Raw genomic sequence first — 23848 nt, forward strand, 5'->3', positions numbered from 1 at the left:
GCCGCACTCCATGTGTGAGCCGCATCCAGTACCGAGCCGTGACGTCGCTGCTGGGACCAAATCACCTACCAGCGGAGCATGATCACGTGGCAGCAGTCCATCCAGGCAGGTGACCTGTGGCACGACCGAAATCCGCGCTGATTCGGCAACAGGCTCTACCCCGGGTGTGCAGGGGTGAGCAGCGGGCCGGTCGGGGGTGGGGCACGATGGGGTGATGCGCGCTATCAAGCTGAACGGGTTCGGGGGGCCCGAGGTGATGGAGTGGGGCGAGGCGGCGGATCCGGTGCCTGGGCATGGGGAGGTGCTGATCGAGGTTGCCGCGGCCGGGGTGAATCGCGCGGATCTGTTGCAGCGGCGCGGGTTCTATCCACCGCCGCCCGGGGCCAGTGAGGTCATGGGGTTGGAGTGTTCGGGGGTCATCGCCGAAGTCGGTGATGGGGTGCGGGACTGGCACGTCGGCGATCGGGTGTGCGCGCTGCTGTCCGGTGGCGGGTATGCGGAGAAGGTTGTGGTTGCCGCGACGCAGGTGCTGCCGGTGCCCGACGGGCTCGACCTGGGTGCGGCGGCCGCACTGCCCGAGGCGGCTGCGACGGTGTGGTCGAATCTCGCGATGACCGCCGGGCTGGACGCGGGGCAGTTGGTGTTGATTCACGGCGGCGGCAGCGGAATCGGTACGCACGCCATCCAAGTCGCGGTCAGCCGCGGCGCGCGGGTAGCGGTGACCGCGGGCTCGGCCGAGAAACTGAAGCGGTGCCGCGAGTTGGGCGCGAACCTGCTGATCAACTACCGCGAGGACGATTTCGTTGCCGCGATCCGCGCCGAGGCTCCCGGCGCCGACATCATCCTCGACATCATGGGCGCCGCCTACCTCTCACGAAACGTCGAGGCGCTGGCACCACACGGCCGCCTCGTGGTGATCGGCATGCAGGGCGGCGTCACCGCCGAACTGAATCTCGGTGCGCTGCTGTCGAAATGGGGAACCATCCACGCCAACAACGTCCGCAACCGCCCCGCCACCGGCCCCAACAGCAAAGCCACCGTCATCGCCGAACTTCGCCATCACGTCTGGCCGCTGATCGCCGACGGCACCATCGCCCCGGTAATCCACGCCGAACTCCCCATCACCGAAGCCGCCGAGGCTCACCGCCTCTTGGACTCGTCCGAAACCTTCGGCAAGGTAGTCCTGAGCGTTCGGGACGCCTGACGCGAGCTACTGGCTCACTGCACCCAAAGGGATTCGAACCTCTAACCTTCTGATCCTTACTCAGATGCAAGGCTCCGAACCAGCGGGGCCTCCGGGGGTTTTCCACCGTTGGCGGGCGCGGAGATGTCGGCGGCGGCGCCAGGTTATTGCGTGACGCATCATCGATGTCATACTCGAATGTATGTTCGATAATCGACATCGAGACGTCTGGCGGCCATATTCACCGCTCCTGCCGATCTACGTCGACATCGATCGTGTGCTTCCGCCGGATGGATCGCCGACACGCGAGGTATCGGCGCGGGTGAAGAAGTACGGTCTGGTCTTGTCCGGGCGGATGGCGGCCAGGCAGCGGGCGTGGCATCGACTCGTGGACGGGCGTTGGGTGGCCAGTATCGAGGTGCCGGTCGAGACCAATGGGCAGTGGATCTATCTGGACTTCATCGCGTCGGCCGACGCGGTCGCGCCACGCGAGGGCGGCGACACGATGCCGGAGCGACCGAGCAATCAGTGGGGGCAGCCGAAGCGATATTGACCAGCGGTACCGTCCGCGCTCACTCCAGCGCGGCCAGCGCCCGACCCAACTGATCGATCTCGAATTTGGTTGTGTACGGGGCCAAGCCGACCGTGACGGCGCCGCCTTCGTCGTTGACGCCGAGGGCGTCCAACAGCCGGCTGCCGCCGTGGACGCCGCTGAGGGTGCCGATGCGGGCGTCGGCGAGTTTCGCGGCTACCTTTTCGGCTTGCATACCCGCCATGGTGAAGCTGACGGTGGGGATGCGGGTGGAGGCGCGGCCTATGACGGTGAGGTTGGAGATTTTGTCGAGCACGTCCATCAGGTGCTCGAAGAGCTGGTCGTGGTAGTCCTGCAGCGAGGTGATCGAGATTTCCAGGCGCTCGCGGCGGGTGCCGCGGGCACGCTCGTCGAGACCCGCGAGGAAGTCGATGGAGGTCGTCAATCCAGCGAGCAGTGCGTATTGGTGGCCGCCGACCTCGAGACGTTCGGCGCCTTTGGCATAGGGGTTCAACGACATCGACGGAATACGATCCAGGAAGGCCGGATCGCGGAAGACCAGCGCGCCGATCTGCGGACCACCCCAGGCGGGGGCGCTCAACGCGACCACATCGGCATTGAGTTCGTCGATATCGATGAGGGCATAGGGCGCGGCGCCGAAGCAATCGGCGACGAGCAGACCGCCCACCTCGTGTACCCGATCCGCCGCGATGCGCACTCCGGGGGCCGAACCGACGATCGGCGATGCGGCGGTCAGCGCGACCAGCCGGGCGGTCGGGCCGATCAATTCCTCGAACTGCCACGACGGCATTTCACAGGTCTCGATCTCGACCTCGGCCCAGCGCACATGCGCACCGTAGCGATTCGCGATCCGCAACCACGGCGCGACATTCGCCTCATCATCCAATCGCGAAAGCACTATCCCGGTGCCGAGGCCGAGTCGCGAACTCAGCGACTCCGCCAACCAGGCCAACAAAACCGCACGGTCCGGTCCGAGCACGACGCCCGCCGGATCACCGCCGACGAGATCCGCGACGGCCTCGCGCGCCGCATCCAGAATCGCGGCACTGCGAACGGCGGCACCGTTGCGGCCGATATGGGAAAACGAAGAGGTTCGGAAACCTGTTGATACGGCACGAGATACCGAATCCGGGACCAGCATTCCGCCCTGCGGGTCGAGATGGATCCAACCGTCGCCCAGGGACGGTATCAGGCCCCGAACCCTCGCGACGTCGTAAGTCATGTTGGCCACTCTAAAGGCAGCGGGCGAGCCTGGGTAACCGCGTTCCCCCTCACCGGCGGGCGGGGGTGCAGTGAACTGGGACTCAGCATGGCAACCGACTTTCAACAAATCCGAACCACACGACCCGAACAGAATAGACGCCACCTCCGCGCCGCTGCACCGACCCGGTGACCTGATCGAAGGCGACCGACTTAGCGCGTTCGCGGCGGACGCGACATGATGGGGACCATGACGCAATCGGATGGAGCACCCGAATCCATTGTCGTGATCGGACCCGACGGCAGGCCGCTGGCTATACCCGTGGAGTCCGGTTCGGACACGCCCTTCACCGCGCAGGTCGTTACCGACGGCGATGAGAAATCCGACAATGCGGACAATAAGGTCGACGCCGAAGAATCGCTCGCCGATATGGTCGAGCAGCCAGCGAAGGTCATGCGCATCGGGACCATGATCAAACAATTGCTGGAGGAGGTCCGCGCGGCTCCGCTGGACGACGCCAGCCGGACCCGGCTGCGCGAAATCCACAAATCCTCGGTGCGCGAACTCGAACAGGGTCTGGCACCGGAATTGCGCGAGGAACTGGAGCGGCTGACGCTGCCGTTCACCGATGACGCAGTGCCCACCGATGCCGAACTCCGCATCGCTCAGGCCCAGCTCGTCGGCTGGTTGGAAGGCCTTTTCCACGGCATCCAGACGGCGCTGTTCGCCCAGCAGATGGCGGCGCGGGCGCAGCTGGAACAGATGCGTCAAGGTGCGCTGCCGCCGGGCATCCACGCGACCGACCCGCGCGGAGGCCAGTCGAACCCGCCGATCGGCGGCGCCGGACAATATCTCTGAGTAGATCCGAGACGAGTACCAGCCGGGTCGGCGGTGTCTGATTTGCGGCGATCGCGGGGCCCTACGTGGTTACGCTTCGCTACCGCCTCCGGGCCCTGCCGCTCACGCCGCAGGAAATTGCGAGGGTAGTGTCGAGCACCGTGCCGTCCGCTGCCGCCCGCCCCGACTCGGTCTCCGATGTGAATACGGCGCGTCCCGATGAGAGCTCGGATCGTCCTGAAGAGGGTTCAGTGCGTTCAGATACCAGCCAAGCGCGTACCGACGAGAGTTCCGATGAGACCTCCGTGCCTCCCGAAGAGAACACCGCGCCGGAGCATCCGGTGAGTGCCGACGCGGAAACGCCCCCGTCGGACGATGCGGTCACGACTGCGATCGTCTCGGACTCGCAGACCTTCGGTCGCGCGTTCAAGGACTTCCGCAGCGGCTTCGCGCAGCGTGAGCTGTGGCTGTCACTCGGCTGGCAGGACATCAAGCAGCGCTATCGACGCTCGGTGCTCGGCCCGTTCTGGATCACCATCGCGACCGGTGTACAGGCCGCCGCGATCGGCATTCTGTACTCCGCGCTGCTCGGCCAGTCGATCAAGTCGTATCTGCCGTATGTGGCCGTCGGCATCATCGTCTGGAACGTGATCCAGGCCAGCATCCTCGAGGGTTCGGATGTCTTCATCGCCAACGAGGGGCTGATCAAACAGCTGCCCTCGGCGCTGAGTGTGCACGTCTATCGGATGGTCTGGCGGCAGTTGCTGTTCTTCGCGCACAACATGCTGATTTATCTGGTGGTGCTCGCCGCATTCGGCGTCTGGGAGAAACTGCACTGGACGGCCATTTTCGCGATCCCCGCGCTCGGGCTGTTGTTCCTCAACTCGATGTGGGTCTCGATCGTGTTCGGCATCTTCAGCACCCGCTACCGCGATATCGCGCCGATCCTCGGCAGCCTCACGCTGATGCTGTTCGTGCTGACGCCGGTCATGTGGAATACCAAAAGCCTGGAAGAACAGGGCGGTCAGGTGAGCGAGCGCGCGAAGCTGGCCGAAATCGTGCCGACCTTCCATTACCTCGAAATCGTCCGCGCGCCGCTGCTCGGCGATGATCAGCATCTGTATCACTGGGTGATCGTCGGCGCCATCACCGTCGTCGGCTGGATCGTGGCGATCTTCGCCATGAAGCAGTACCGTTCGCGCGTGCCGTACTGGGTATAGGAGATCGGGCCCGATGACCGACCATGTGAGTATCGAAACCCGCCAGGCGTGGGTCGAGTTCCCGATCTTCGACGCCAAATCGCGGTCGCTGAAAAAGGCATTCCTCGGCAAGGCCGGTGGTTCTATCGGCCGCAATCAGTCCGATGTGGTGGTGGTCGAGGCGCTGCGCGACATCACCCTCTCGCTGAAAGAGGGCGACCGGGTCGGCCTGGTCGGACATAACGGCGCGGGCAAATCGACACTGCTGCGGCTGCTTTCGGGAATCTATGAGCCCTCGCGCGGCAGTGCACGCATCCGCGGCCGGGTGGCGCCGGTATTCGACCTCGGCGTCGGTATGGATCCGGAGATCTCCGGCTTCGAGAACATCATCATCCGTGGCCTTTTCCTCGGACAGACGCGCAAGCAGATGCTGTCGAAGATCGATGAGATCGCCGAATTCACCGAACTCGGCGAATATCTGTCGATGCCGCTGCGCACCTATTCCACCGGTATGCGGGTGCGCCTGGCGATGGGTGTGGTGACCTCCATCGATCCGGAGATCCTGCTGCTCGACGAGGGTATCGGCGCGGTGGATGCCGAATTCATGAAGAAGGCTCGGATCCGGTTGCAATCACTGGTGGCCCGCTCGGGCATCCTGGTGTTCGCCAGCCATTCCAACGAATTTCTCGCCCAGCTCTGCGATACCGCCATGTGGATCGACCACGGCCAGATCCGTTTACGCGGTGATATCGAAGAAGTGGTACGTGCCTATGAGGGCCCGGACGCGGGCAATCATGTCGCCACCGTGCTACGCGAAATGGAAGCGGAACGGAAAATGGGAACCGAGCGAGAATTGGAGCGGAATCAGGCATGAGTGAGCCGACCGGGCAGAACGCCCCGATCGACGCGGGGCGCGAGGACCCGATCGACTCCGTGCCGGATTCCGACGCACCGAACGAGAGCGTCCCGGCGAAGGACCCCGTGCCGCGCGACGCAGCGCCTCAGCCCACAGACGACACCCGAGACGACCTGGCCGACGATTCCGACGACCTTTCCCCAGCACAAATCGAAGCCGCCCGCACCCCAGCGGGCACCGGGCCCGACGCCAAAATCGTCGCCGTAGTCGTCACCCACAAACGCCGCGAACTGCTCGCCGAATCGCTGAAAATCCTTGTCTCCCAGACCCGCCCGGTGGACCACCTGATCGTGGTCGACAATGCCAATGAATCCGAGGTCGCGGAGCTGGTCGCCCAGCAGCCGATCGAGGCAACCTACCTCGGTTCGGCGCACAATCTCGGCGGCGCGGGCGGTTTCGCGCTCGGCATGCTGCACGCGCTGACCCTCGGCGCGGACTGGGTCTGGCTGGCCGATGACGACGGTCGCCCCGACGGCTCGGAAGTCCTTGCCACCCTGCTCGATTGCGCTGGCCGACACGGTCTGGTCGAGGTGTCGCCGGTGGTCTGCGATATCGACGAACCGGATCGCCTCGCCTTCCCGCTGCGCCGCGGCGTGGTCTGGCGGCGGCTACGTTCCGAGCTAGGCGATGAAGACTTCCTGCCCGGCATCGCCTCGCTGTTCAACGGCGCGCTGATCTCCGCCAAGGCGGTCGATCTGATCGGCGTTCCGGACCTACGGCTATTCGTGCGCGGCGATGAGGTCGAGGTGCATCGCAGGCTGGTCCGTTCCGGTCTGCCGTTCGGCACCTGCCTACAGACGGCCTACCTGCATCCCAACGGCGCCGCCGAATTCAAGCCGATCCTCGGCGGCCGCATGCACACCCAGTACCCGGACGACCCGGTCAAGCGCTACTTCACCTACCGCAACCGCGGCTATCTCATGTCCCAGCCCGGTATGCGCAAACTGCTGCCCCAGGAGTGGATCCGCTTCTCCTGGTTCTTCCTGGTCACCCGCCGTGATCCGGCCGGTCTGCGCGAATGGTTCCACCTGCGCAGCCTGGGCCGCAACGAGCAGTTCGGCAAGCCGACCCCGGACCAGAAGACCACCGACGAAAAATAGATTGCGCGGGTCTGCCCGCCATGCCAGAGTGGGCGAGCAACGTCGAGACGAGAGTGAGGAGGTGGAGATCGTGACACGAACCGTTCGGATTGTCGTGCCTGGAGCAGCTGTGCAAACGCACGCTGTCGCACGAATTTCCGCCTCAGATACCTCTCGCTGAGTCCGGTTCGGGCTCGGCGCCCGACGAAGGATTCCTTCCATCATGGTCGATTACGACCTCCTCGTCCCTTACGGCTGGACCGAAGCCGTTGCCAATGAATACGACTCGCTCATCGACGATGGGTGCGTCCCCGCGCGGGTGATCCGCATGGATCGCAGCGAATGCGATGTCGCGACTCCGACCGGACTCGCGCGCGCCCGTTGTCAGCGTTTGATTTGGCCCGAGCGGGGGCCGTCCGTGGTTACGCAAGCTGCCTCGTCCCGGCCTGACCCGCTCAGGCGGCGGGGTGCGGACTCCGAAATCAGCGGACTCTGCACCGGCGACTGGGTAAGCATTGATGCCGAACTCAATGTGCGCCAGCTGCTTCCGCGCCGCGGCGCGATCACGCGATCGGCCGCCGACCGACGCGCACAGGGTCAAGTGCTGGCCGCGAATGTCGATACCGTGCTGATCTGCAGCGCGGCCGACGGCGATATCGACCTCGGGCGCATCGAGCGCATGCTCGCACTTGCCTGGGAGAGCAGCGCACAGCCGATCGTGGTGCTCACCAAAGCGGATGCGGCGCTGGATATTCCGCTCGACGACGTACAGGCCGTCGCACCCGGTGCGGTCGCCCTCGCGGTCAGTGCGGATACCGGATCGGGACTCGATGTGCTCACCGCGATGCTCGACGGCACCGTCGCGCTGATCGGTCCGTCCGGTGTCGGAAAATCGACGCTCGCCAATGCCCTGATCGGCCAGGAAGTCTTCGCCACCAACGCCGTTCGCTCGGTGGACAAAAAGGGCAGGCACACTACGGTGCATCGGGAACTGCGGCCGCTGCCCGGCGGCGGCACGCTGATCGATACGCCCGGACTACGCGGCATCGGCCTCTGGGATGCCGCCGAAGGCATCGAGAAAGCCTTCAGCGATATCGAATCCCTCGCGGCGCACTGCCGATTCGACGACTGCGCGCATAACGGCGAACCCGGCTGTGCCGTGCAGGAAGCCGTCGACAGCGGGGCGCTCACCCAGCGGCGCTTCGACAGCTACCGCAAACTCGAACGGGAAAACGCCTGGATGGCAGCGCGATCGGATAAGCGGCTACAAGCCGAACGTGCGAAGGTGTGGCGCGATATCCGCAAGCAGCAGCGGCAGTTCTACCAGGAGCGCGGCTCGCGACGCTGATTCCCGCGGGGAGCGGCAGTTTGCGTATCCATGTGAGGGAAAGCGAACGTCGCACCAGCACGGTAGGGTCGGCACGCACAAATCGCTAAACGGGAGGGTTCCGATGAGTTACCCCGGCGGGTATCCGCCACAGGGCCAGCCCGGGCAATGGCCCGGACAGCCCGCATATGGTCAGCCGGCGCCGCAGGGCGCGCCGAATCCCTACGGTGCGCCACCGCAATACGCGCCGCCCGCGGGGCAGCCACCGATCAGCCAACCGCAAGTGCCGCAACCGCCGTACGGCAGCCAGCCGCATATTCCGCAGCCGCAGTACGGACAGCCGGCGCCGCCGCAGCCGTACGGTCAGCCTGCTCAGCCCTATGGGCAGCAGCCGTACGGCCAGGCGCCCTACGGGCAGCCGGTTCCGCAGCAGGCTCCGGCCCCGCCGGGTATCACGGTCAACGCTTCCTATGAGTGGTTCGCGTTCCTGTTGGCGATCACCAAGCCGAAGATCCTGATCAACGGTCAGCGGGTGCCGAATACGCGGTGGGGCCAGAACCATATTCCGGTCGGTCCCGGTCAGTACCACGTGCGGGTGGTCACGCCCTGGCTGTTCGATATGGGCCAAGCGAATGCGACCGCATCGATCCAGGAAGGTCAGGGCGCGCTGTTCTACTACAAGCCGCCTGCGATCATCTTCCTCAACGGTGCGATCGGCCCGGTTCCGCAGAAGACGCCCGGCGCCATCTTCATCTACATCAGCTGGGCCTTCGTGGCATTGATGATCCTGCTCAACATCGTGTTGATCGCTGGCGCGTCCAGCATCTGACAGCGTCGAAAGGCGTCGGGGCTCCGGCGCCTTTTCTTCGCGGCACCTATGCAACTGGTTGCATAGAAGCCTGGGTTACGCTTAACGTGCACAACACCCGTCGGCGACTGCTCGCCGGTCGTTCGAACGGGTCGGCACGGCCGCGGGCCCACTCTCCTGCGGCCTGGACGACAGGAGCAGGTCATGACGGAACCGGGATCGAAACCGCTCGCGGGCGCGACGATGATCATGTCGGGCGGCAGCCGAGGCATCGGTCTGGAGATCGCCAAGCGAGCAGCCGCCGATGGCGCGAATATCACTCTGATCGCGAAGACCGACCAGCCGCATCCGAAGCTGCCCGGCACCATCCACACCGCTGCGGCGGAACTCGAGGCGGCGGGCGGCTCGGTACTGCCTTTCGTCGGCGATGTGCGCATCGATGAGTCGGTCGCCGAGGCCGTGCGCCAGACCGTCGAGCGGTTCGGCGGCATCGATATCGTCGTCAACAATGCCTCGGCGATCGACCTATCCCCCACCGACGCCATCTCCATGAAGAAGTACGACCTGATGCAGGACATCAACTGCCGCGGCAGCTTCCTGCTGTCCAAGCTCAGCATTCCCGCGCTGCGCGAATCGGCCGCGGCCGGCCGCAACCCGCACATCCTGACCCTGTCCCCACCGCTCAACCTGGATCCGAAATGGGCGGGCATGGCGCTGGGCTACACCATCGCCAAGTACGGAATGTCGCTCACCACACTGGGTTTGGCCGAGGAGCTCAAGGGCGACGGTATCGCCGTCAACTCACTGTGGCCGCGCACCACCATTGCCACCGCGGCGGTGAAGAATCTGCTCGGCGGCGAGGAAATGATCGCCACCTCCCGCACCCCCGACATCTATGCCGACGCCGCCTACCTGGTCCTCACCTCGCCATCGAAGGAGACCAGCGGCAACTTCTTCCTCGATGACGAAGTCCTCGCCGCACATGGCATCACCGACCTGGACAAATACCGCGTCGTCCCCGGCGACGCCGAACTGACCACCGACCTGTTCCTCTGACGCCGCCCCCGGAGGTGGCCCGCCCGGCCACTTTCGGGCCGTCAGCCCGCTACCGTCGCTATCGTGACCGGTAAAACCACCTTGGCCGCGATCTTCGAACCAGAGCCCGAAGGATGGGGGCCGCGCGGTGATCCCTACGTCTGGCAGGAAATGCGGAGGCGGCTCGAAAATCTCGACCCGCCATCGACTTCGACCGAGCTGATCGCACTGCTGCACGACACCTTCGAGCAGGTGCTCGGATCGCGTCTCGGCGCGAAAAACGCACCCGACAGCGTGCACCGACCGGAGTTCGCGCACGGCGGCATGTCGAGCGGGATGGTCAGCCTCGATGCCTGGCGGCAGGCGTTGATGCCGCTACTGGAGGGGCGCGCCAGGCAGCTGATCTCGGGCGCGCCCGGTACCGCCACCATCATCCTTCGCCGAGGCGACATCACTGAGCAGCGGGTCGACGCGATCGTCAATGCGGCCAACTCTTCCCTGCTCGGCGGTGGCGGCGTCGATGGCGCGATCCACCGCGCCGGTGGACCCGCGATTCTCGACGCCTGCCGCAATCTGCGCGCATCGCGCTACGGCAAAGGACTGCCAACCGGTCAGGCGGTCGCCACCACCGGGGGCGACCTGTGGGCCCGATGGGTAATCCACACCGTCGGCCCCGTATGGTCCGCGACCGACGACCGCGGCGCCCTCCTCGCCTCCTGCTATCGCGAATCTCTCCGGATCGCAGACGAATTGGGTGCGCGAACAATCGCCTTTCCTGCCATCTCGACCGGCATCTACGGCTGGCCGATGGATGACGGCGCGCGCATCGCTACCGAAACGGTGCGCCACACGAAAACATCCGTACAAGAAGCCCACTTCGTCGTCTTCGACGAGCGCGCGCACGCCGCATTCGAAGCCGCACTGCGCTGAGCGCGGTCGTCACGCGCACTTTTGGCGCGCCGCGCATGGATTTGCCCGGTCATTTCGCGCGTGGCGGGCAAAAGCGTGCGCGGCGCTGGCTCAGTTCGGCTTGATGCCGTAGAGGCGCTCCCAGTTTTCTCGGCTGGTGAGCTCGGGCATTGCGGCGCGGTATTGCTGGGTGAGTTTGGGTAGTTCACGGCGCAGCTGACGCAGCACGCGGATGGTGCGGATGAGCAAGGCGCGAGCTCGCGCCTTATCGCGCTGCCGGACCCGGACACCGGACTGCGATGCGTCGGTAACCACGACGTGGTCGAACAGCGAGACATGCCACCAATGCGCGTCCTCGCGGGTGACGCCGATCAGACCGCGCTGGGTGCGTCCGGTCCACTGGGTGATGGCCCGCTTGATCAGCACCGCCGTGACCCGACTCGGTTCGCCACCGGCCCGGCGCAAGTGGATATCGGCCGAGCGCACCGACGGCGTCGCGGCGGGATGCTTGATGGTCTCGGGGTAATCGGCGCGACTGGTGCGGGCGGCGGCCAGTGCGGCGATTCCGCCGTCGCGCAAGACCTTCGGCCCCTGCAGGAAGTCCTCGATGCCCTGCAAAGTGGTGTGCACGAGGCCGTACTGCATGGCGACCAGATGTTCGGCCAGACTCCGGAACAGTTGGCGGGTAATGGCTTTGCCGTCGAGATCGGTGTGCAGTGAACCGACGATCAACGAGTTGCGCGTGCTGAAGTAGCGCGCCCAGTCGTCGTAGTCCTTCCAGTAGAAGTCCGCGTGCCACACCGCGGCATTCGGCAGCGTCACCGTGACGAACCCGTGCTCGCGGGCCCGGATGCCGTATTCGACATCGTCCCACTGGAAGAAGATCGGCACCGGCAGCCCGATCTTGGCGACCACCTCGGCCGGGATCAGGCAGGTCCACCAGGCGTTGTAGCCGGCGTCGACGCGGCGCTCCTGGTTCTTCTTCAGCATGCTGGTGTTGCGCAATGCCTTCGGCACCTTCTGGCCGTGCTTCAGCTCGTGCAGATGCACTTCCTCGGCGCCGACATTCAGGTAATCCGGGTTGAGCAGGAACAACATCTGCGCGCCGACCAGCGTCGGTTCCACGGTCAGATTGGCGAAGGCATTGAGCCGCAGTACCGTTTCCGGTTCGCAGAGGATGTCGTCGTCCATCAGGATGACGTCGGCGTGCTCGTTGACCGCCGACACCTCGTACAGGCCACGGGTGAAGCCGCCCGCACCACCCAGATTCGGCTGCCGGATGTACCGCAACTTGTCACCGAAGATCGGCAGCGTGTCCTGGAAGCGCGCCTGGTTCTCCACCAGATCGGTGCCCTGATCGACCACATAGACCGCGTCGATGGCCTCGAGAATCGGGGCGTCGGAGGCCAGCGCGGCCACGGTCTCGGCGCAATCGGTGGCCCGGTTGAAGGTGCAGATCGCGATGGCGACGGGGCGCACACGTTCGGGTGCGATGGCGGTCCAGGTCTGCGCGGAAATGCCGAGTTCGCCGCCGATGGCATCGAATTCGAGCCACAGCGCGCCACCGTCGACGTACTGATCCAGCGGTGCGGTCAGGGTCACGGGGCCGCTCGCGGTGATCTCGGCGGTCTCGATGATCCGGCGGTGCCCGGCGATATCGGAGGCGACCAGCCGGACCTGGGCCCGCTTGGTCACATCGAGCACCATGGTCGCCCACACCTCGGTGACCGTGGTCCAGCGCTGCCAGTAGCTGGCCGCGAAGCGCCCGAAGTAGGTGTTGGTATGTGCGGACGCGCCCTTGTCCAGTCTCAGCTCCAGGCGTTCCCGATGGGCGCGGCCCTTGGCGACGGCATACAGCTCATCGCTCACCTTCGCCGACGGGCCGGTGAAGATGCCACGCTGCAGCACCAGCCGATCGGGCGCCTGATGATCGACGCGCAGTGAGGCGGGCGCGGCCGAAGGTCGGTCATTTGTCTCGGTAACGGCCTGGGTAGCCGACTGATCCATGAAGTCCTCGAAATCCTTTGGTGCCGACGGGACAGACACGCCCCTGGATGCCTTCGCGGCGGGGCCGAGGATATCAATTGGGCTCGGCGACTGCCTGTCCAGGAACCGGGACGGTCCCGCTATTTATGGTTGCTTGTCATTAGCCGGGCTATCCGCTGAACCGACGAATACGAATTTGTCGTAGGCCCAATAGCGGAATACCACCGCAACGATCTGACCGATGAGCGTGCCGGATATGTTGTCCGACAGCGGCGACGACAGGTCGAGCACATAGCGAGAGAACCCGAGACAACCCAGTTGCAGGCCGATAGCGACCACATTGAATATGGCATACAACAGGTACTCGCGCGCCGGATTGTCGGATTTCTTGTGCCCGAAGGTCCACCACTTGTTGCCGAAGTAGGTCACCACCGTGGCCACCGCGATCGCGATGATCTTGGCGGGCAGCGGCGCGTGGTAGAGCACGCCCTCACCACCCCAGAACACCAGCAGGTTGTAGGTGCCCGCGTCGACGAGGAAGCCGATCGCGCCGACCACCAAGAAGGCACCGCCGCGCCGCAGCGCGGCGATCACCTTCACGGTCAGCGGCTCGGCGACCGGCGCGGATTGCGGTGAGCCGGACCGTTCGGAGAATGACACGGGCTGCTCTGGGTAAGACACTCGGCGACGGTACCCCAGTAGGCTCGGTGAACCGAGTGAGCACCAATAGGTACAGCCCTGTACCCTCCCGGTGTTCCCCATTCACCGCCGACATCGAGGATTGACCGGGTGGACTCCACCGAGCTCCGAATTGCCGCAGTGGTGCCATGCCACAACGAGGAGGCTTCGGTCGCCAAGGTCGTCGCCGACCTGCAGGCCGCCGTGCCGGGAATCGTCGTCTACGTCTATGACAACCTCAGTACCGACGCGACCGCCGAGCGGGCCCGCGCGGCCGGCGCGATCGTGCGCCACGAACACACCAAGGGCAAGGGCAATGTGGTGCGCCGCGCCTTCGCCGATATCGAGGCCGATATCTATCTGATGATCGACGGCGACGACACCTACGAGGCGTCGGCCGCGCCGCTGATGATCAAGACGCTGCTCGACGGTCCGTACGACCATGTGCTCGGCGTCCGCAAACAGGACGAGGGCGCCTCGGCGTACCGCTCCGGCCACGAGGCCGGCAACAAGGTGCTCAACGGCGTGGTCGGAAAGGTATTCGGCGAGAACGTCGAAGACATGCTCAGCGGCTTCCGGGTGTTCTCGCGGCGGTTCGTGAAGAGCTTCCCGGCCGTCTCTCGCGAATTCGAGATCGAAACCGAGCTGACCGTGCATTCCCTGCATCTGCGGGTGCCGCGGACGGCGGTTCCGGTCGGCTTCCGCGATAGGCCGGCGGGCAGTGAGAGCAAGCTGCGCACCTACCACGACGGATTCAAGATCCTGGCGCTGATCATCGGCCTGGCCAGACATGAGCGGCCCGTTGCGTTCTACGGGCTGTTCGGCACGCTGAGCTGGCTGGTTTCGATCATCCTGACCATTCCGATAGTGGTCGAGTTCTACAACACCCATGAGGTGCCCCGGTTCCCGACACTGTTCCTCGGATTCACCTTGCTGCTGCTCGGCAGCCTGGCCTGGACCGCGGGTCTGATCCTGGACGGCATCCGGCGCTCCCGGCACGAGGCCGCCCGGCTGGTCTACCTGCGCTACTCGGCCGTCGGCGCGGATGACGCGCGTGGTGGTGACGCACACGCCGGAGGGGCCCAGCGTTGACCACCTCGGCGGATCGAACCGCAACCACCGCGAATACGGAATCGCAGACCACGGACAACGATGTCGCGGCACCCGAATCCGCTGCCGCCGAACCTGATTCGAGCAGACCGAGTCCGGCACGCGCTTTCCGACACAGGATCGTAGAACGCTTCGGCGCGGCCACGGTCGCCTTCACTATTGTCGTCGCGGTCTTCGGCGCACTGTTCGCCTGGATCACCCCGCCGTTCTGGGGTCACGACGAAATCACCCAGTTCGGTCGCGCCTATCAGGTCGCGCACGGCGGCTTCGGACCCCAGCGGATCCACGACGAGCGTGGCATCTCCTACGGCGGCGATGTGCCGATCAGCATCACCGAGCTGATGGGCTATGCGCTGCACGACTACACCACCAATCCGGAAGAGCCGGATCCGATGGTGGCCGATCCCGGCAGCTACGCCCGGATGGAGGACGCCGCGGTTTCGAAGGCGCAGGAGCCGGTCTGGTTCACCAATACCGCCGCCTACTCGCCGGTGCCGTATATCCCTGCGGCCATTGGCATTCGGGTCGCCGAGCTGTTCGGACTGAATGTCGGCGCGATGATGCTGCTGACCCGCCTCGCGGGCCTGGCCACCTACCTCGCGCTGGTCGGATTCGGCCTGTGGGCCCTGCGCGCACACCGGGTGCAGTGGCTGGCGTTCACCATCGCCGTGCTGCCGATCGCCGTCTTCCAAGCGGGCACCGTCACCGCCGACACCTTGACCAACGCACTGGCCATTATGGTCTCGGCCCTGCTGGTCAAGGCGCTGTTCCTCGGCGACGGTCTCGGTCGCACCGAGACGGCCGCGCTACTGGCCGCGACCGTGCTGCTGCCGGTCAGCAAACCGACCTATGTGCTGCTCGCCATGCTCGTGGTGCTGGTGCCGACGAACCGGTTCGTCCTCGGCGGTGCGTCCCGCTGGAAGCGTTTCATCCCATGGGGTTTCGCGGCATCGGGCGCGCTGACGTTCGCGGTCTGGATGAAGATCGCCGCGCCGACCGGCGACGGGATGGGCCTGATGCGCCCGCAGCACCAATGGAATTCGGTGCGTCCGGGCGATCAGCTGCACGGAATCCTCACCGACCCGGTGAATTTCGTGAACACCTTCGGCGAGAGCATCGCACTGCGCGACCAGCGGTGGTTCACCCAGTTCTTCGGTGAACTCGGCTTCGCCTACATCGATGTCCCCGCGCTGTCGGTGCTGGCCTGCCTGCTCGCCTTCGCGGTCAGCATCGGTATCGCGGATCGGATGAATACCGCGACCGCCACCTTCCGGCGCACGCTGATCGTCGCGCTGACGGTGCTCGCGAGCGTCGCGATGATCTACGTGACGCTGTACATGTCGTTCACGCCGGTCGGCTACTACATCATCGACGGCGTCCAGGGCCGGTACTTCGTGCCGCTGGCGATCATCGCGCTGGTGGTGCTGCTGCGTTGGATGCCGTTGCGACTCACCGATGTTCGTGGCCAGACCCCGACCAGGGGTCCGGCCGTCGCCGTCATCGCTGCCACACTGGTAGCGCTGATCGCGGCGCTGTGGAAGTACTACTCGATCGTCTGGGGCTGACTCAGGCGGTGATGGTCGTTTCGCCGGCCTCGACGTAAGCGCGCTCGGTGCCGGCTTTGGCCGGACGCCACCAGGATTCGTTGTCGCGGTACCACTGGATGGTGGCGGCGAGTCCGGCGGCGAAGTCGCGATAGCGTGGCGTCCAACCGAGTTCGGTGCGCAGCAGCGTCGCATCGATAGCGTAGCGCTGATCGTGGCCTGCCCGGTCGGTGACGTGATCGAAGTCGTCCGGATCGCGGTCGAAGGCCTGCAGGATCATCCGTACCACGGACTTGTTGTCGAGTTCACCGTCCGCGCCGATCAGATAGGTCTGCCCGATTCGCCCGCGCTCCAGGATGTCCCACACCGCGCGGTTGTGATCCTCGACGTGGATCCAGTCGCGCACCTGATGTCCGGCGCCGTAGAGCCGCGGCCGCACCCCGTCGATGAGGTTGGTGATCTGGCGCGGGATGAACTTCTCCACATGCTGATATGGCCCATAGTTGTTGCTGCAGTTGGAGATTGTCGCGCGGACGCCGAACGAGCGGGTCCAGGCGCGCACCAGCAGATCGCTCGAGGCCTTGGTGGCCGAGTAGGGGCTGGACGGGTTGTAGGGGGTGTTCTCGTCGAATGCGGGCCCGTCCGGTGTGAGGTCGCCGTAGACCTCGTCGGTGGAGACATGGTGGTAGCGCACGTCGTGGCGGCGGACCGCTTGCAGCAGGGAGTAGGTGCCGACGATATTGGTCTGCACGAACGGCCAGGGTTCGGCGAGGGAGTTGTCGTTATGCGATTCGGCGGCGAAATGGACCACGACGTCGACACCGGAGACGAGTTCGTCGACCAGATCCAGATCGGCGATATCACCGTGCACGAAGTCGATGCGGTCGGCCACCGGCGCGAGCGAGGCCCGGTTTCCCGCATAGGTCAAAGCGTCGAGGACGGTTACGGTGGCGTCGGGACGCTCGGCCACGGTCTGTTGGACGAAATTCGCACCGATGAATCCGGCTCCGCCGGTTACGAGCAGTCGCACACCCATGACCTTACGTCGCCCGCCCGGCCCGCCGGCGCCGGATCCGCTCCGCCGTATGCACCCTGCGCAACCAGGTTTCGAATCTGTGATGTTCGTCACGCTGGACATCCGAAAGGAAATAAGCGTGGTTCAGTAAATTCTGAAAAACCATGGTCAGCGCGCACATTTCCAAGAACCCACCAAGCCTCGAGTCGCGATGGTGAACAAAATTTGAATTAACGGTCACAACCGGTTCACCACGCGTTAGCTGGTCTAGATTTCGATCGTCTAGTCCCCTCCGAACGCTTCACATCGAGGTCCAAAACAAAATGCTGATGAGGAAATTCGCCGCGACTTCGGCACTGCTGATCGCCGCCATGGGCGTCACCGCGGGCACTGTCAACGCGGCACCGGCGGAATCCGCCGATGCCCCGGTCAACTTCACCGCGAACGCCACCGACACCCAGTCGATCATCTCGATCGACTCCGGCTCGCTGGTTGTCGAGGACAACGCGCTCAAGATCAAGGCCGCCAACGGCACCACCGTTGCGGGCACCCCGCTCACCTTCCGCGTCGATGAGTTCGAGTTCCCAATCGCCGCGGACATCTCCGATCACACCGCCACGCTCACCCCACAGCTCGACATGGCGAAGGCCACCTACAAGCCGGTCGCGCTGCCCTTCGAGGACCAGGCTCCCTTCAAGACCCCGTACGACCGTGAGGTGGCCGCCTTCAACCGCTTGAAGGACACCATCGCTATGGGCGCCACCATCGGCACCCTGGTCGGCGGTCTCGGCGGCGGCGCCCTCGGCTGCGTCCTCGGTGGTATCGCCGGTGCGACGATCGCCTCGGCGACCATCGTCGGCCTGTTCGGCCCCTTCATCCCCGCCGCTGCCGTCGGCTGCGTGGCCGGCATCCTCGCCATCGGTGCGCTGGGCACCCTGGCCGGTCAGATCTTCATCACGGCTCCGGTCGCGATCGGTGCGGCGATCCAGTACTTCGCCACCACCAGCGCCCCGTTCAACGCGCCGAAGTAAGTCGAGCGACGCTCTGCACATCTGAAAAAGAGCCCAGGAAACCCCGCCCGGTCATCGACCAGGCGGGGTTTCCGCTGTTGATCGCGGCTCGTGTCCGAAATGGCCGCGCGTTTGCGGATTTGATAGGACCGTGATAGGCGCGACGCCGGAGTAATTCCAACCGTCGCCCGGGTGAACAAAAAGTAAATCAAGTTGAACGAAATGGCGCTCGTGCGCCCCCCGCGAGAATTCTCCGGATAACCGAGGGGAATTCACGGCAAGGTTCCCAACCAAAGAAACCCCGCCCCGGACCGCCGCCTGAAGGCGAGGTCCGGGTGCGGGGTTCGCGACTCGTCCGGCCGATCCAGGTCAAGCCGTCCGAGCCTGTTGGGGCTGCTCGAGGCGGGCACGCACGAACCGGGAGACCCGGGCCAGTGCCATCCTGCTCTCGGGCAGGTTCGGAGCTATTGCCATGAAGGCATGCACCTGACCGCGCCAGATCTCCAGCGCGTTCGGGACACCGGCCACGGTCAGCCTGCGCGCCATGAGCTCGCAGTCATAGCGCAGCATCTCGTCTTCGGCGGTGATCAGCAGTACCGGCGGCAGACTCGCCAAGGCGCCGTTGACCGGCGAAACCAGCGGATCCAGCACTCCATCCACCTCGGCGCCGATCCGCACCACCGCCTCCAGCGCGGCCAGCGGCAGATAGGGATCGCGCGCGACATTCATATAGTCGCGCTTGGCGGCGTAGTCCAGATCGAGCAGTGGGCTCAGCCCGATCAGTCCACCCGGCGACGGCATCCCGGACTCGATCGCGCGCAGTGCGGTGGCGAAGGCGAGGAAGCCGCCCGCCGAATCGCCCGCGAACATGATCCTGGCCGGGTCCGCGCCGTGCCGCAGCAGCCAGCGGTAGGCGGTCAGGCAGTCCTCGATCGCGGCGGTGACATTGTTCCCCGGCAGTTGGCGGTAGTCGACATTGACCACCGGCAGTCCGGTGCGCCGGGCCAGACTGGCCGCGATCGGGCGATGGGTGCCGAGACCGCAGATGGCGAAGCCGCCACCGTGCATATACAGCACCGCGCCGTGCCGCAGGGCGCGCGAGCCGCCCGACGGACGCAGGATCTCCATCCGAAATCCGTTCAGCGTCACCTGTTCCCGATCGACACCGCGCGGCTGCGGCCGCAGGCGCGCCAGTCCGTCGATCGCGAGAGCACCGATCGGGATGGTCGTGCGGCTGACCGGAAACATGCGCAGCACCGGCCGCACCGTACCGAGGCAGGTCGCCAGCAACAATCGGGCTGATGCGCTCGGACCGTCCGGGTTCATCAACAGACCCGGATCACCTGCGTCGGATTCACTCCCGCTGATCGCCACCATCGCGCACCTACCTCACACTGGCGCGCCGAACCCGACCGAACGGTTCTCCAGGCGAGAGTCGACGCTGACATCTCACACGCTGATGCTTCAGAACACCATAGCGTGATCTACGTAACATATATCGCCCGCCGCGCCGAAGCACTAAACGTTCGTGATCAATTTGTAGGCCAGTCGGAACCTCGCCGAAGCCGAGCGCGATACGCCTGGCAGACTCGGGGACCATGCGCGGAATCATCTTGGCCGGCGGCACCGGATCCCGCTTGCACCCGATCACGCGCGGGGTGAGCAAACAGCTGGTCCCGGTCTACGACAAACCGATGGTCTACTACCCGCTGTGCACGCTCATGCTGGCGGGCATCAGGGACATCCTGGTGATCACCACCCCGGAGGACGCCGACGCGTTCGCCCGGCTACTCGGCGACGGCTCGCAGTTCGGCGTCTCGATCAGCTATGTGGTGCAGCCGGAACCGGACGGACTCGCCAAGGCATTCGTCCTCGGCGCCGACCATATCGGCGGCGAGAGGGCCGCATTGGTGCTCGGCGACAATATCTTCCATGGCCCCGGCCTCGGCACCAGCCTCGAGCGCTTCGCCGCGATCGACGGCGGCGCGGTCTTCGCGTACTGGGTCTCGGATCCGACCGCCTACGGCGTCGTCGAATTCACCGCGGGCCGCGCGGTCTCGATCGAAGAGAAGCCCAAGGTGCCGCGGTCCAACTACGCCATCCCCGGGCTGTATTTCTATGACAACGATGTCGTGGAGATCGCGCGCGGGCTGCGACCGTCGGCGCGCGGCGAATACGAGATCACCGATATCAATCGCGCCTATCTGGAACAGGATCGGCTGCGCGTCGATGTACTCGCCCGCGGTACCGCCTGGTTGGATACCGGCACCTTCGATTCGCTGCTGGACGCCGCCAACTACGTGCGCACCATCGAGCAGCGGCAGGGCCTGAAAATCGGCGTGCCGGAAGAGGTGGCGTGGCGGCAGGGCTACATCGACGACGAACAGCTGCGCGCGCTGGCCGAACCACTGGTTCGCTCCGGCTACGGAAATTACCTGCTCGATCTGCTCGAGCGCGGACGGGATTGGTGAGCGATGGAGTTCCGTGAACTCGCCGTGCCGGGGGCGTGGGTGATCACCCCGCGCCAATTCGGCGACGAGCGCGGCATGTTCTGCGAATCGTTCAAGGCCTCGGAATTCGAGAAGGTGACCGGTCGGGCGTTCGATCTGCGCCAGGTCAACTGTTCGGTCTCGGCGGCCGGGGTGCTGCGCGGCATCCACTACACCGAAGATCCGCCGGGGCAGGCCAAGTATGTGACCTGCGTGCGCGGTGCGTTCCTCGATGTCGTCGTCGATCTGCGGCCCGGGTCGCCCACCTACGGGCGGTGGGACAGCGTGGTGCTCGACGATGTCGATCGGCGCTCGATGTTCCTGTCCGAAGGACTCGGCCATGCGATCCTGTCGCTGGCGGACCACTCGACCGTCACCTATCTGTGTTCGATCGAATACACGCCCGAATTCGACAGGGATATAGATGCCTTCGATCCGCGGCTCGGTATCGAATGGCCCCAGGTCGGTCTGGACGGTCAGCCGCTGACGTACATCCGTTCACCGAAAGACGCTGCCGCTGCGCCCTTCTCGTAATCGCCGAACGTCACCGCCCCCGATGAGGAGGGAGCGGTGACGTTCGACTTACCGTCGGCGGAGGGGATTCAGCCGACGAGCTCCAACTCCGGCTCCTGCGCCCGCACCTTGGCACGCTTGGGCAAGTAGGCCGTCAGCGCGATCAGCGCGCCCACGATGGCGACACCCGCGGCGAATTGCAGTCCCGGGCGGAAGTTGTCGAGCATCGCGGACGCAGTGCTCGCGCCGTGGTCGCCCGAGGAGATGATCGCGGTATTCACCGCGAGCACGATGGCCGCACCGACCTGCATCGAGGTCTGCAGCACACCGGCCGCCAGGCCCTGCTCTTCGTCCTCGATGCCGTTGGTGGCCTGAATATTGATGGCGGGGAAGCCGACCCAGCCGATGCCGATCAGCAATACCGCGGGCAGGATCATCGTCAGGTACGACGGAGCGGTATCCAGCCGCAGGAACAGCAGGTAGCCGATGGCCATCACGACCATGGTGATCGCGATGATCGGCCCGGTGCCGAAGCGGTCGACGAGCTTATCGGAGAAGAACGCCGAGGCGACCACCAGCAGACCGACCGGAAGCAGCGCCATGGCCAGCTTCAGCGGCGACCAGCCAAGTGAATCCTGCATGTACAGCGTCACGATGAACTGCCAGCTGAAATACGAACCCGCCACCGCGATGATCGCGAGGCTGGCCCGGACCAGCGTCACCTTGCGCAGGATGCCGAGGCGCACCAACGGGTACTTGACCTTCTTCTCCACCGCGACGAATCCGGCGAACAGCGCCGCGGCGCCGACGAACGAACCGATGGTGCGCGCCGAACCCCAGCCCGCCTCGGGCGCGGAGACCACGGTGTAGACCAGCAGCAGCATGCCCGCGGTGGACAGCAGCGCACCCAGGATGTCGTGCCCGCCCTCCTCGGCGGCCTCGTCCTTGGGGACCAGCACCCAGGCCGTGGCCAGTGCGACAAGCGCGATCGGCACCGGGAGCAGGAAGGTCCAGCGCCAGCCGATGCCGGTCATCAGGCCGCCGAACAGCAGACCCATGGAGTAACCGCCCGCGCCGAACACGGTGTAGATGGACAGCGCCTTATTGCGGGCCGGACCCTCGGCGAAGTTGGTGGTGATGATGGACAGACCAGTCGGGGCGGTGAACGCCGCGGCCAGGCCCTTGATGAAGCGGGTCAGGATCAGCAGCGGGCCGGAGGCGACCAGACCGCCCGCCAGCGAAGCCAGCGCGAAGACGGCCAGTGCGATCAGGAAGACCTTGCGCCGACCGAGCAGGTCGGCGGTGCGACCGCCCAGCAGCAGCAGGCCGCCGTAGCCGAGCACGTAGCCGCTGACCAGCCACTGCAGGGTGGAAGTTGACAGATCCAGCTCGGCACCGATGGAAGGCAGCGCCACACCGATCATCGAGACGTCGAGACCATCGAGGAACAACACAATGCAGAGGGTGATCAGCATGCCCCAGAGACGGGTGGACCATCTGATCGGATCGGTCGCCGTCGCGGCCGAAAGGGTTGCTGCAGAAGTCATGGGCGGAACATTACATGCGTCGACATTAGATGCCAACACATTTAATGCGCTTGCATCGGCCGATCCGGGGCACTAGGATGAGGCCATGTCGAAGCCGTCGACAACACAATTACTCGGGCGCGATGTGGCGCCCACCGGGTTGGTCGCCGAGTGGCGTGAGCTGCTCGACCGGCACGCCGCCGTGAGCTGTGCACTCGAGAAGGAGCTGCAGGGCAAGCACGATATCGGCCTCAGCGAATTCGAGACGCTGGACCGGCTGGTCGACGCGGCATGTGGCGACTATCGGATGAGCGATCTGGCCAACGACATCTACTTGAGCCAGAGCGCCCTCTCGCGCGCGGTAGCGCGACTGGAGCGCGACGGACTGGTTTCGCGCAGTATGTGTGCCGAGGATCGGCGCGCGATCTTCGTCTGCCTGACCGAAAAGGGCCGCGAGGTCTACGAGGCCGCGCTCCCAACGCATCGCGAGGTGCTCGAGCGAACCTGGGGCAGTCGGCAGAAGTGCTAGATAGCTAGGACATCCACGCCTTCCCAGCCACCACAGAGCGAATCTTACGAACGACATTCGCGGCCGTCTGGCATCCGAGCCGTCGAAGCACATACAACGAAGTCGCGAGACTCGACCATCCAGCACACGCGCACCAGCTGCCGAACGACCCACCATCACCAACCACAACGAAGCGAGTCTTACGAGCGACCCGTTCGCGGCCCCTCTCGCGACCGAGCCACCGAAGCGCAGACAACGAAGTCGCGAGACTCGACCATCCAGCACGCGTGCCTCAGCTGCCGAACGACCCCACCATCACCAACCACAACGGAGCGAGTCTTACGAGCGACCCGTTCGCGGCCCGTCTCGCGTCCGAGCCGTCGAAGCGCATGCGACGAAGTCGCGAGTCTCGACGGCTCGGA

22 protein-coding genes are annotated in these 23848 nt (G+C 65.3%); 16 read left to right on the forward strand and 6 right to left on the reverse strand.

Annotated elements, in window-relative coordinates; translation table 11 throughout:
• Positions 1 to 214: 214 nt before the first annotated feature.
• Entirely contained in the window at positions 215 to 1204 is a 990-nt protein-coding gene (locus AB0J47_RS36325) for an NAD(P)H-quinone oxidoreductase (RefSeq protein WP_364357045.1), read from the forward strand.
• A gap of 181 nt (positions 1205 to 1385) precedes the next feature.
• The gene (locus tag AB0J47_RS36330; RefSeq protein ID WP_364357048.1) at positions 1386 to 1736 is read left to right on the forward strand and encodes a hypothetical protein; all 351 of its coding nucleotides are present in this window, start codon (positions 1386 to 1388) and stop codon (positions 1734 to 1736) included.
• A gap of 19 nt (positions 1737 to 1755) precedes the next feature.
• Here AB0J47_RS36330 and AB0J47_RS36335 read toward each other — a convergent pair whose 3' ends face one another.
• The gene (locus AB0J47_RS36335) at positions 1756 to 2958 is read right to left on the reverse strand and encodes a cysteine desulfurase-like protein (protein WP_364357051.1); all 1203 of its coding nucleotides are present in this window, start codon (positions 2956 to 2958) and stop codon (positions 1756 to 1758) included.
• A gap of 228 nt (positions 2959 to 3186) precedes the next feature.
• Between AB0J47_RS36335 and AB0J47_RS36340 the strand changes: the two genes are divergently transcribed.
• The 8 genes from AB0J47_RS36340 (at position 3187) to AB0J47_RS36375 (ending at position 11068) form a co-directional block, all read left to right on the forward strand.
• A complete protein-coding gene (locus AB0J47_RS36340) occupies positions 3187 to 3795 on the forward strand; it encodes a bacterial proteasome activator family protein (protein WP_364357054.1) in 609 nt (202 codons plus the stop codon).
• A gap of 320 nt (positions 3796 to 4115) precedes the next feature.
• Positions 4116 to 4994: an ABC transporter permease gene (locus AB0J47_RS36345; protein ID WP_364357114.1), complete on the forward strand. Its 879-nt coding sequence runs from the start codon at positions 4116 to 4118 to the stop codon at positions 4992 to 4994.
• Between the two features lie 13 nt (positions 4995 to 5007).
• The gene (locus tag AB0J47_RS36350; protein ID WP_364357057.1) at positions 5008 to 5847 is read left to right on the forward strand and encodes an ABC transporter ATP-binding protein; all 840 of its coding nucleotides are present in this window, start codon (positions 5008 to 5010) and stop codon (positions 5845 to 5847) included.
• A gap of 191 nt (positions 5848 to 6038) precedes the next feature.
• A complete protein-coding gene (locus AB0J47_RS36355) occupies positions 6039 to 6989 on the forward strand; it encodes a glycosyltransferase family 2 protein (RefSeq protein WP_364357117.1) in 951 nt (316 codons plus the stop codon).
• 202 nt (positions 6990 to 7191) lie between these two features.
• Positions 7192 to 8316 carry a ribosome small subunit-dependent GTPase A gene (gene rsgA / locus AB0J47_RS36360; protein ID WP_364357060.1) on the forward strand — a complete coding sequence of 375 codons (1125 nt, stop codon included), beginning with the start codon at positions 7192 to 7194 and terminating at the stop codon, positions 8314 to 8316.
• A 103-nt stretch (positions 8317 to 8419) separates the two neighbouring features.
• The gene (locus AB0J47_RS36365; protein WP_364357063.1) at positions 8420 to 9124 is read left to right on the forward strand and encodes a hypothetical protein; all 705 of its coding nucleotides are present in this window, start codon (positions 8420 to 8422) and stop codon (positions 9122 to 9124) included.
• A gap of 183 nt (positions 9125 to 9307) precedes the next feature.
• The gene (locus AB0J47_RS36370) at positions 9308 to 10159 is read left to right on the forward strand and encodes an NAD(P)-dependent oxidoreductase (protein ID WP_364357066.1); all 852 of its coding nucleotides are present in this window, start codon (positions 9308 to 9310) and stop codon (positions 10157 to 10159) included.
• Positions 10160 to 10507: 348 nt separating this feature from the next.
• On the forward strand, positions 10508 to 11068 hold the full coding sequence (locus AB0J47_RS36375) for an O-acetyl-ADP-ribose deacetylase (protein ID WP_364357120.1): 561 nt from the start codon (positions 10508 to 10510) through the stop codon (positions 11066 to 11068).
• Positions 11069 to 11158: 90 nt separating this feature from the next.
• Here the strand turns inward: AB0J47_RS36375 and AB0J47_RS36380 are convergent, their stop codons facing one another.
• Both AB0J47_RS36380 and AB0J47_RS36385 read right to left on the reverse strand, forming a co-directional pair.
• Entirely contained in the window at positions 11159 to 13054 is a 1896-nt protein-coding gene (locus tag AB0J47_RS36380) for a glycosyltransferase (protein ID WP_364357069.1), read from the reverse strand.
• A 123-nt stretch (positions 13055 to 13177) separates the two neighbouring features.
• Positions 13178 to 13714: a GtrA family protein gene (locus AB0J47_RS36385; protein ID WP_364357072.1), complete on the reverse strand. Its 537-nt coding sequence runs from the start codon at positions 13712 to 13714 to the stop codon at positions 13178 to 13180.
• A gap of 108 nt (positions 13715 to 13822) precedes the next feature.
• Here AB0J47_RS36385 and AB0J47_RS36390 point away from each other — a divergent pair, with 108 nt between their 5' ends.
• Complete coding sequence (locus AB0J47_RS36390; RefSeq protein WP_364357075.1) at positions 13823 to 14803, forward strand: glycosyltransferase; 981 nt, start codon at positions 13823 to 13825, stop codon at positions 14801 to 14803.
• Complete coding sequence (locus AB0J47_RS36395) at positions 14800 to 16386, forward strand: DUF2142 domain-containing protein (protein WP_364357078.1); 1587 nt, start codon at positions 14800 to 14802, stop codon at positions 16384 to 16386. The genes AB0J47_RS36390 and AB0J47_RS36395 overlap by 4 nt, the downstream gene beginning before the upstream one ends.
• A gap of 1 nt (position 16387) precedes the next feature.
• Here the strand turns inward: AB0J47_RS36395 and rfbB are convergent, their stop codons facing one another.
• Complete coding sequence (gene rfbB / locus AB0J47_RS36400) at positions 16388 to 17395, reverse strand: dTDP-glucose 4,6-dehydratase (RefSeq protein ID WP_364357081.1); 1008 nt, start codon at positions 17393 to 17395, stop codon at positions 16388 to 16390.
• Positions 17396 to 17703: 308 nt separating this feature from the next.
• Between rfbB and AB0J47_RS36405 the strand changes: the two genes are divergently transcribed.
• Positions 17704 to 18411, forward strand: a complete 708-nt coding sequence (locus tag AB0J47_RS36405; RefSeq protein WP_364357084.1) for a hypothetical protein — start codon at positions 17704 to 17706, stop codon at positions 18409 to 18411.
• 348 nt (positions 18412 to 18759) lie between these two features.
• Here the strand turns inward: AB0J47_RS36405 and AB0J47_RS36410 are convergent, their stop codons facing one another.
• Positions 18760 to 19767, reverse strand: a complete 1008-nt coding sequence (locus AB0J47_RS36410; protein WP_364357087.1) for an alpha/beta hydrolase — start codon at positions 19765 to 19767, stop codon at positions 18760 to 18762.
• Positions 19768 to 19988: 221 nt separating this feature from the next.
• Here AB0J47_RS36410 and rfbA point away from each other — a divergent pair, with 221 nt between their 5' ends.
• Complete coding sequence (gene rfbA, locus AB0J47_RS36415) at positions 19989 to 20861, forward strand: glucose-1-phosphate thymidylyltransferase RfbA (RefSeq protein ID WP_364357090.1); 873 nt, start codon at positions 19989 to 19991, stop codon at positions 20859 to 20861.
• A 3-nt stretch (positions 20862 to 20864) separates the two neighbouring features.
• Positions 20865 to 21413 (forward strand): dTDP-4-dehydrorhamnose 3,5-epimerase, encoded by a 549-nt coding sequence (gene rfbC / locus AB0J47_RS36420; RefSeq protein WP_364357093.1) that lies wholly within the window; start codon positions 20865 to 20867, stop codon positions 21411 to 21413.
• A gap of 68 nt (positions 21414 to 21481) precedes the next feature.
• Here rfbC and AB0J47_RS36425 read toward each other — a convergent pair whose 3' ends face one another.
• Positions 21482 to 22939 carry an MFS transporter gene (locus AB0J47_RS36425; RefSeq protein ID WP_364357096.1) on the reverse strand — a complete coding sequence of 486 codons (1458 nt, stop codon included), beginning with the start codon at positions 22937 to 22939 and terminating at the stop codon, positions 21482 to 21484.
• Positions 22940 to 23024: 85 nt separating this feature from the next.
• Between AB0J47_RS36425 and AB0J47_RS36430 the strand changes: the two genes are divergently transcribed.
• Positions 23025 to 23447 (forward strand): MarR family transcriptional regulator, encoded by a 423-nt coding sequence (locus AB0J47_RS36430; protein ID WP_364357099.1) that lies wholly within the window; start codon positions 23025 to 23027, stop codon positions 23445 to 23447.
• Positions 23448 to 23848: the final 401 nt, after the last annotated feature.

Origin of the sequence: Nocardia sp. NPDC049737 (assembly GCF_040674755.1) — a bacterium.
Lineage (GTDB): Bacteria > Actinomycetota > Actinomycetes > Mycobacteriales > Mycobacteriaceae > Nocardia.

Excerpts from the sequence above, each read along its gene's own strand:
- AB0J47_RS36410 (WP_364357087.1), bottom strand. The coding sequence starts at position 19,767 with ATGGTGGCGATCAGCGGGAGTGAATCCGACGCAGGTGATCCGGGTCTG.
- rfbC (WP_364357093.1), top strand. The coding sequence starts at position 20,865 with ATGGAGTTCCGTGAACTCGCCGTGCCGGGGGCGTGGGTGATCACCCCG.
- AB0J47_RS36430 (WP_364357099.1), top strand. The coding sequence starts at position 23,025 with ATGTCGAAGCCGTCGACAACACAATTACTCGGGCGCGATGTGGCGCCC.
- AB0J47_RS36425 (WP_364357096.1), bottom strand. The coding sequence starts at position 22,939 with ATGACTTCTGCAGCAACCCTTTCGGCCGCGACGGCGACCGATCCGATC.
- AB0J47_RS36350 (WP_364357057.1), top strand. The coding sequence starts at position 5,008 with ATGACCGACCATGTGAGTATCGAAACCCGCCAGGCGTGGGTCGAGTTC.
- rfbA (WP_364357090.1), top strand. The coding sequence starts at position 19,989 with ATGCGCGGAATCATCTTGGCCGGCGGCACCGGATCCCGCTTGCACCCG.
- AB0J47_RS36375 (WP_364357120.1), top strand. The coding sequence starts at position 10,508 with ATGCCGCTACTGGAGGGGCGCGCCAGGCAGCTGATCTCGGGCGCGCCC.
- AB0J47_RS36380 (WP_364357069.1), bottom strand. The coding sequence starts at position 13,054 with ATGGATCAGTCGGCTACCCAGGCCGTTACCGAGACAAATGACCGACCT.
- AB0J47_RS36335 (WP_364357051.1), bottom strand. The coding sequence starts at position 2,958 with ATGACTTACGACGTCGCGAGGGTTCGGGGCCTGATACCGTCCCTGGGC.
- AB0J47_RS36340 (WP_364357054.1), top strand. The coding sequence starts at position 3,187 with ATGACGCAATCGGATGGAGCACCCGAATCCATTGTCGTGATCGGACCC.
- rsgA (WP_364357060.1), top strand. The coding sequence starts at position 7,192 with ATGGTCGATTACGACCTCCTCGTCCCTTACGGCTGGACCGAAGCCGTT.
- AB0J47_RS36330 (WP_364357048.1), top strand. The coding sequence starts at position 1,386 with ATGTTCGATAATCGACATCGAGACGTCTGGCGGCCATATTCACCGCTC.
- AB0J47_RS36370 (WP_364357066.1), top strand. The coding sequence starts at position 9,308 with ATGACGGAACCGGGATCGAAACCGCTCGCGGGCGCGACGATGATCATG.
- AB0J47_RS36325 (WP_364357045.1), top strand. The coding sequence starts at position 215 with ATGCGCGCTATCAAGCTGAACGGGTTCGGGGGGCCCGAGGTGATGGAG.
- AB0J47_RS36405 (WP_364357084.1), top strand. The coding sequence starts at position 17,704 with ATGCTGATGAGGAAATTCGCCGCGACTTCGGCACTGCTGATCGCCGCC.
- AB0J47_RS36365 (WP_364357063.1), top strand. The coding sequence starts at position 8,420 with ATGAGTTACCCCGGCGGGTATCCGCCACAGGGCCAGCCCGGGCAATGG.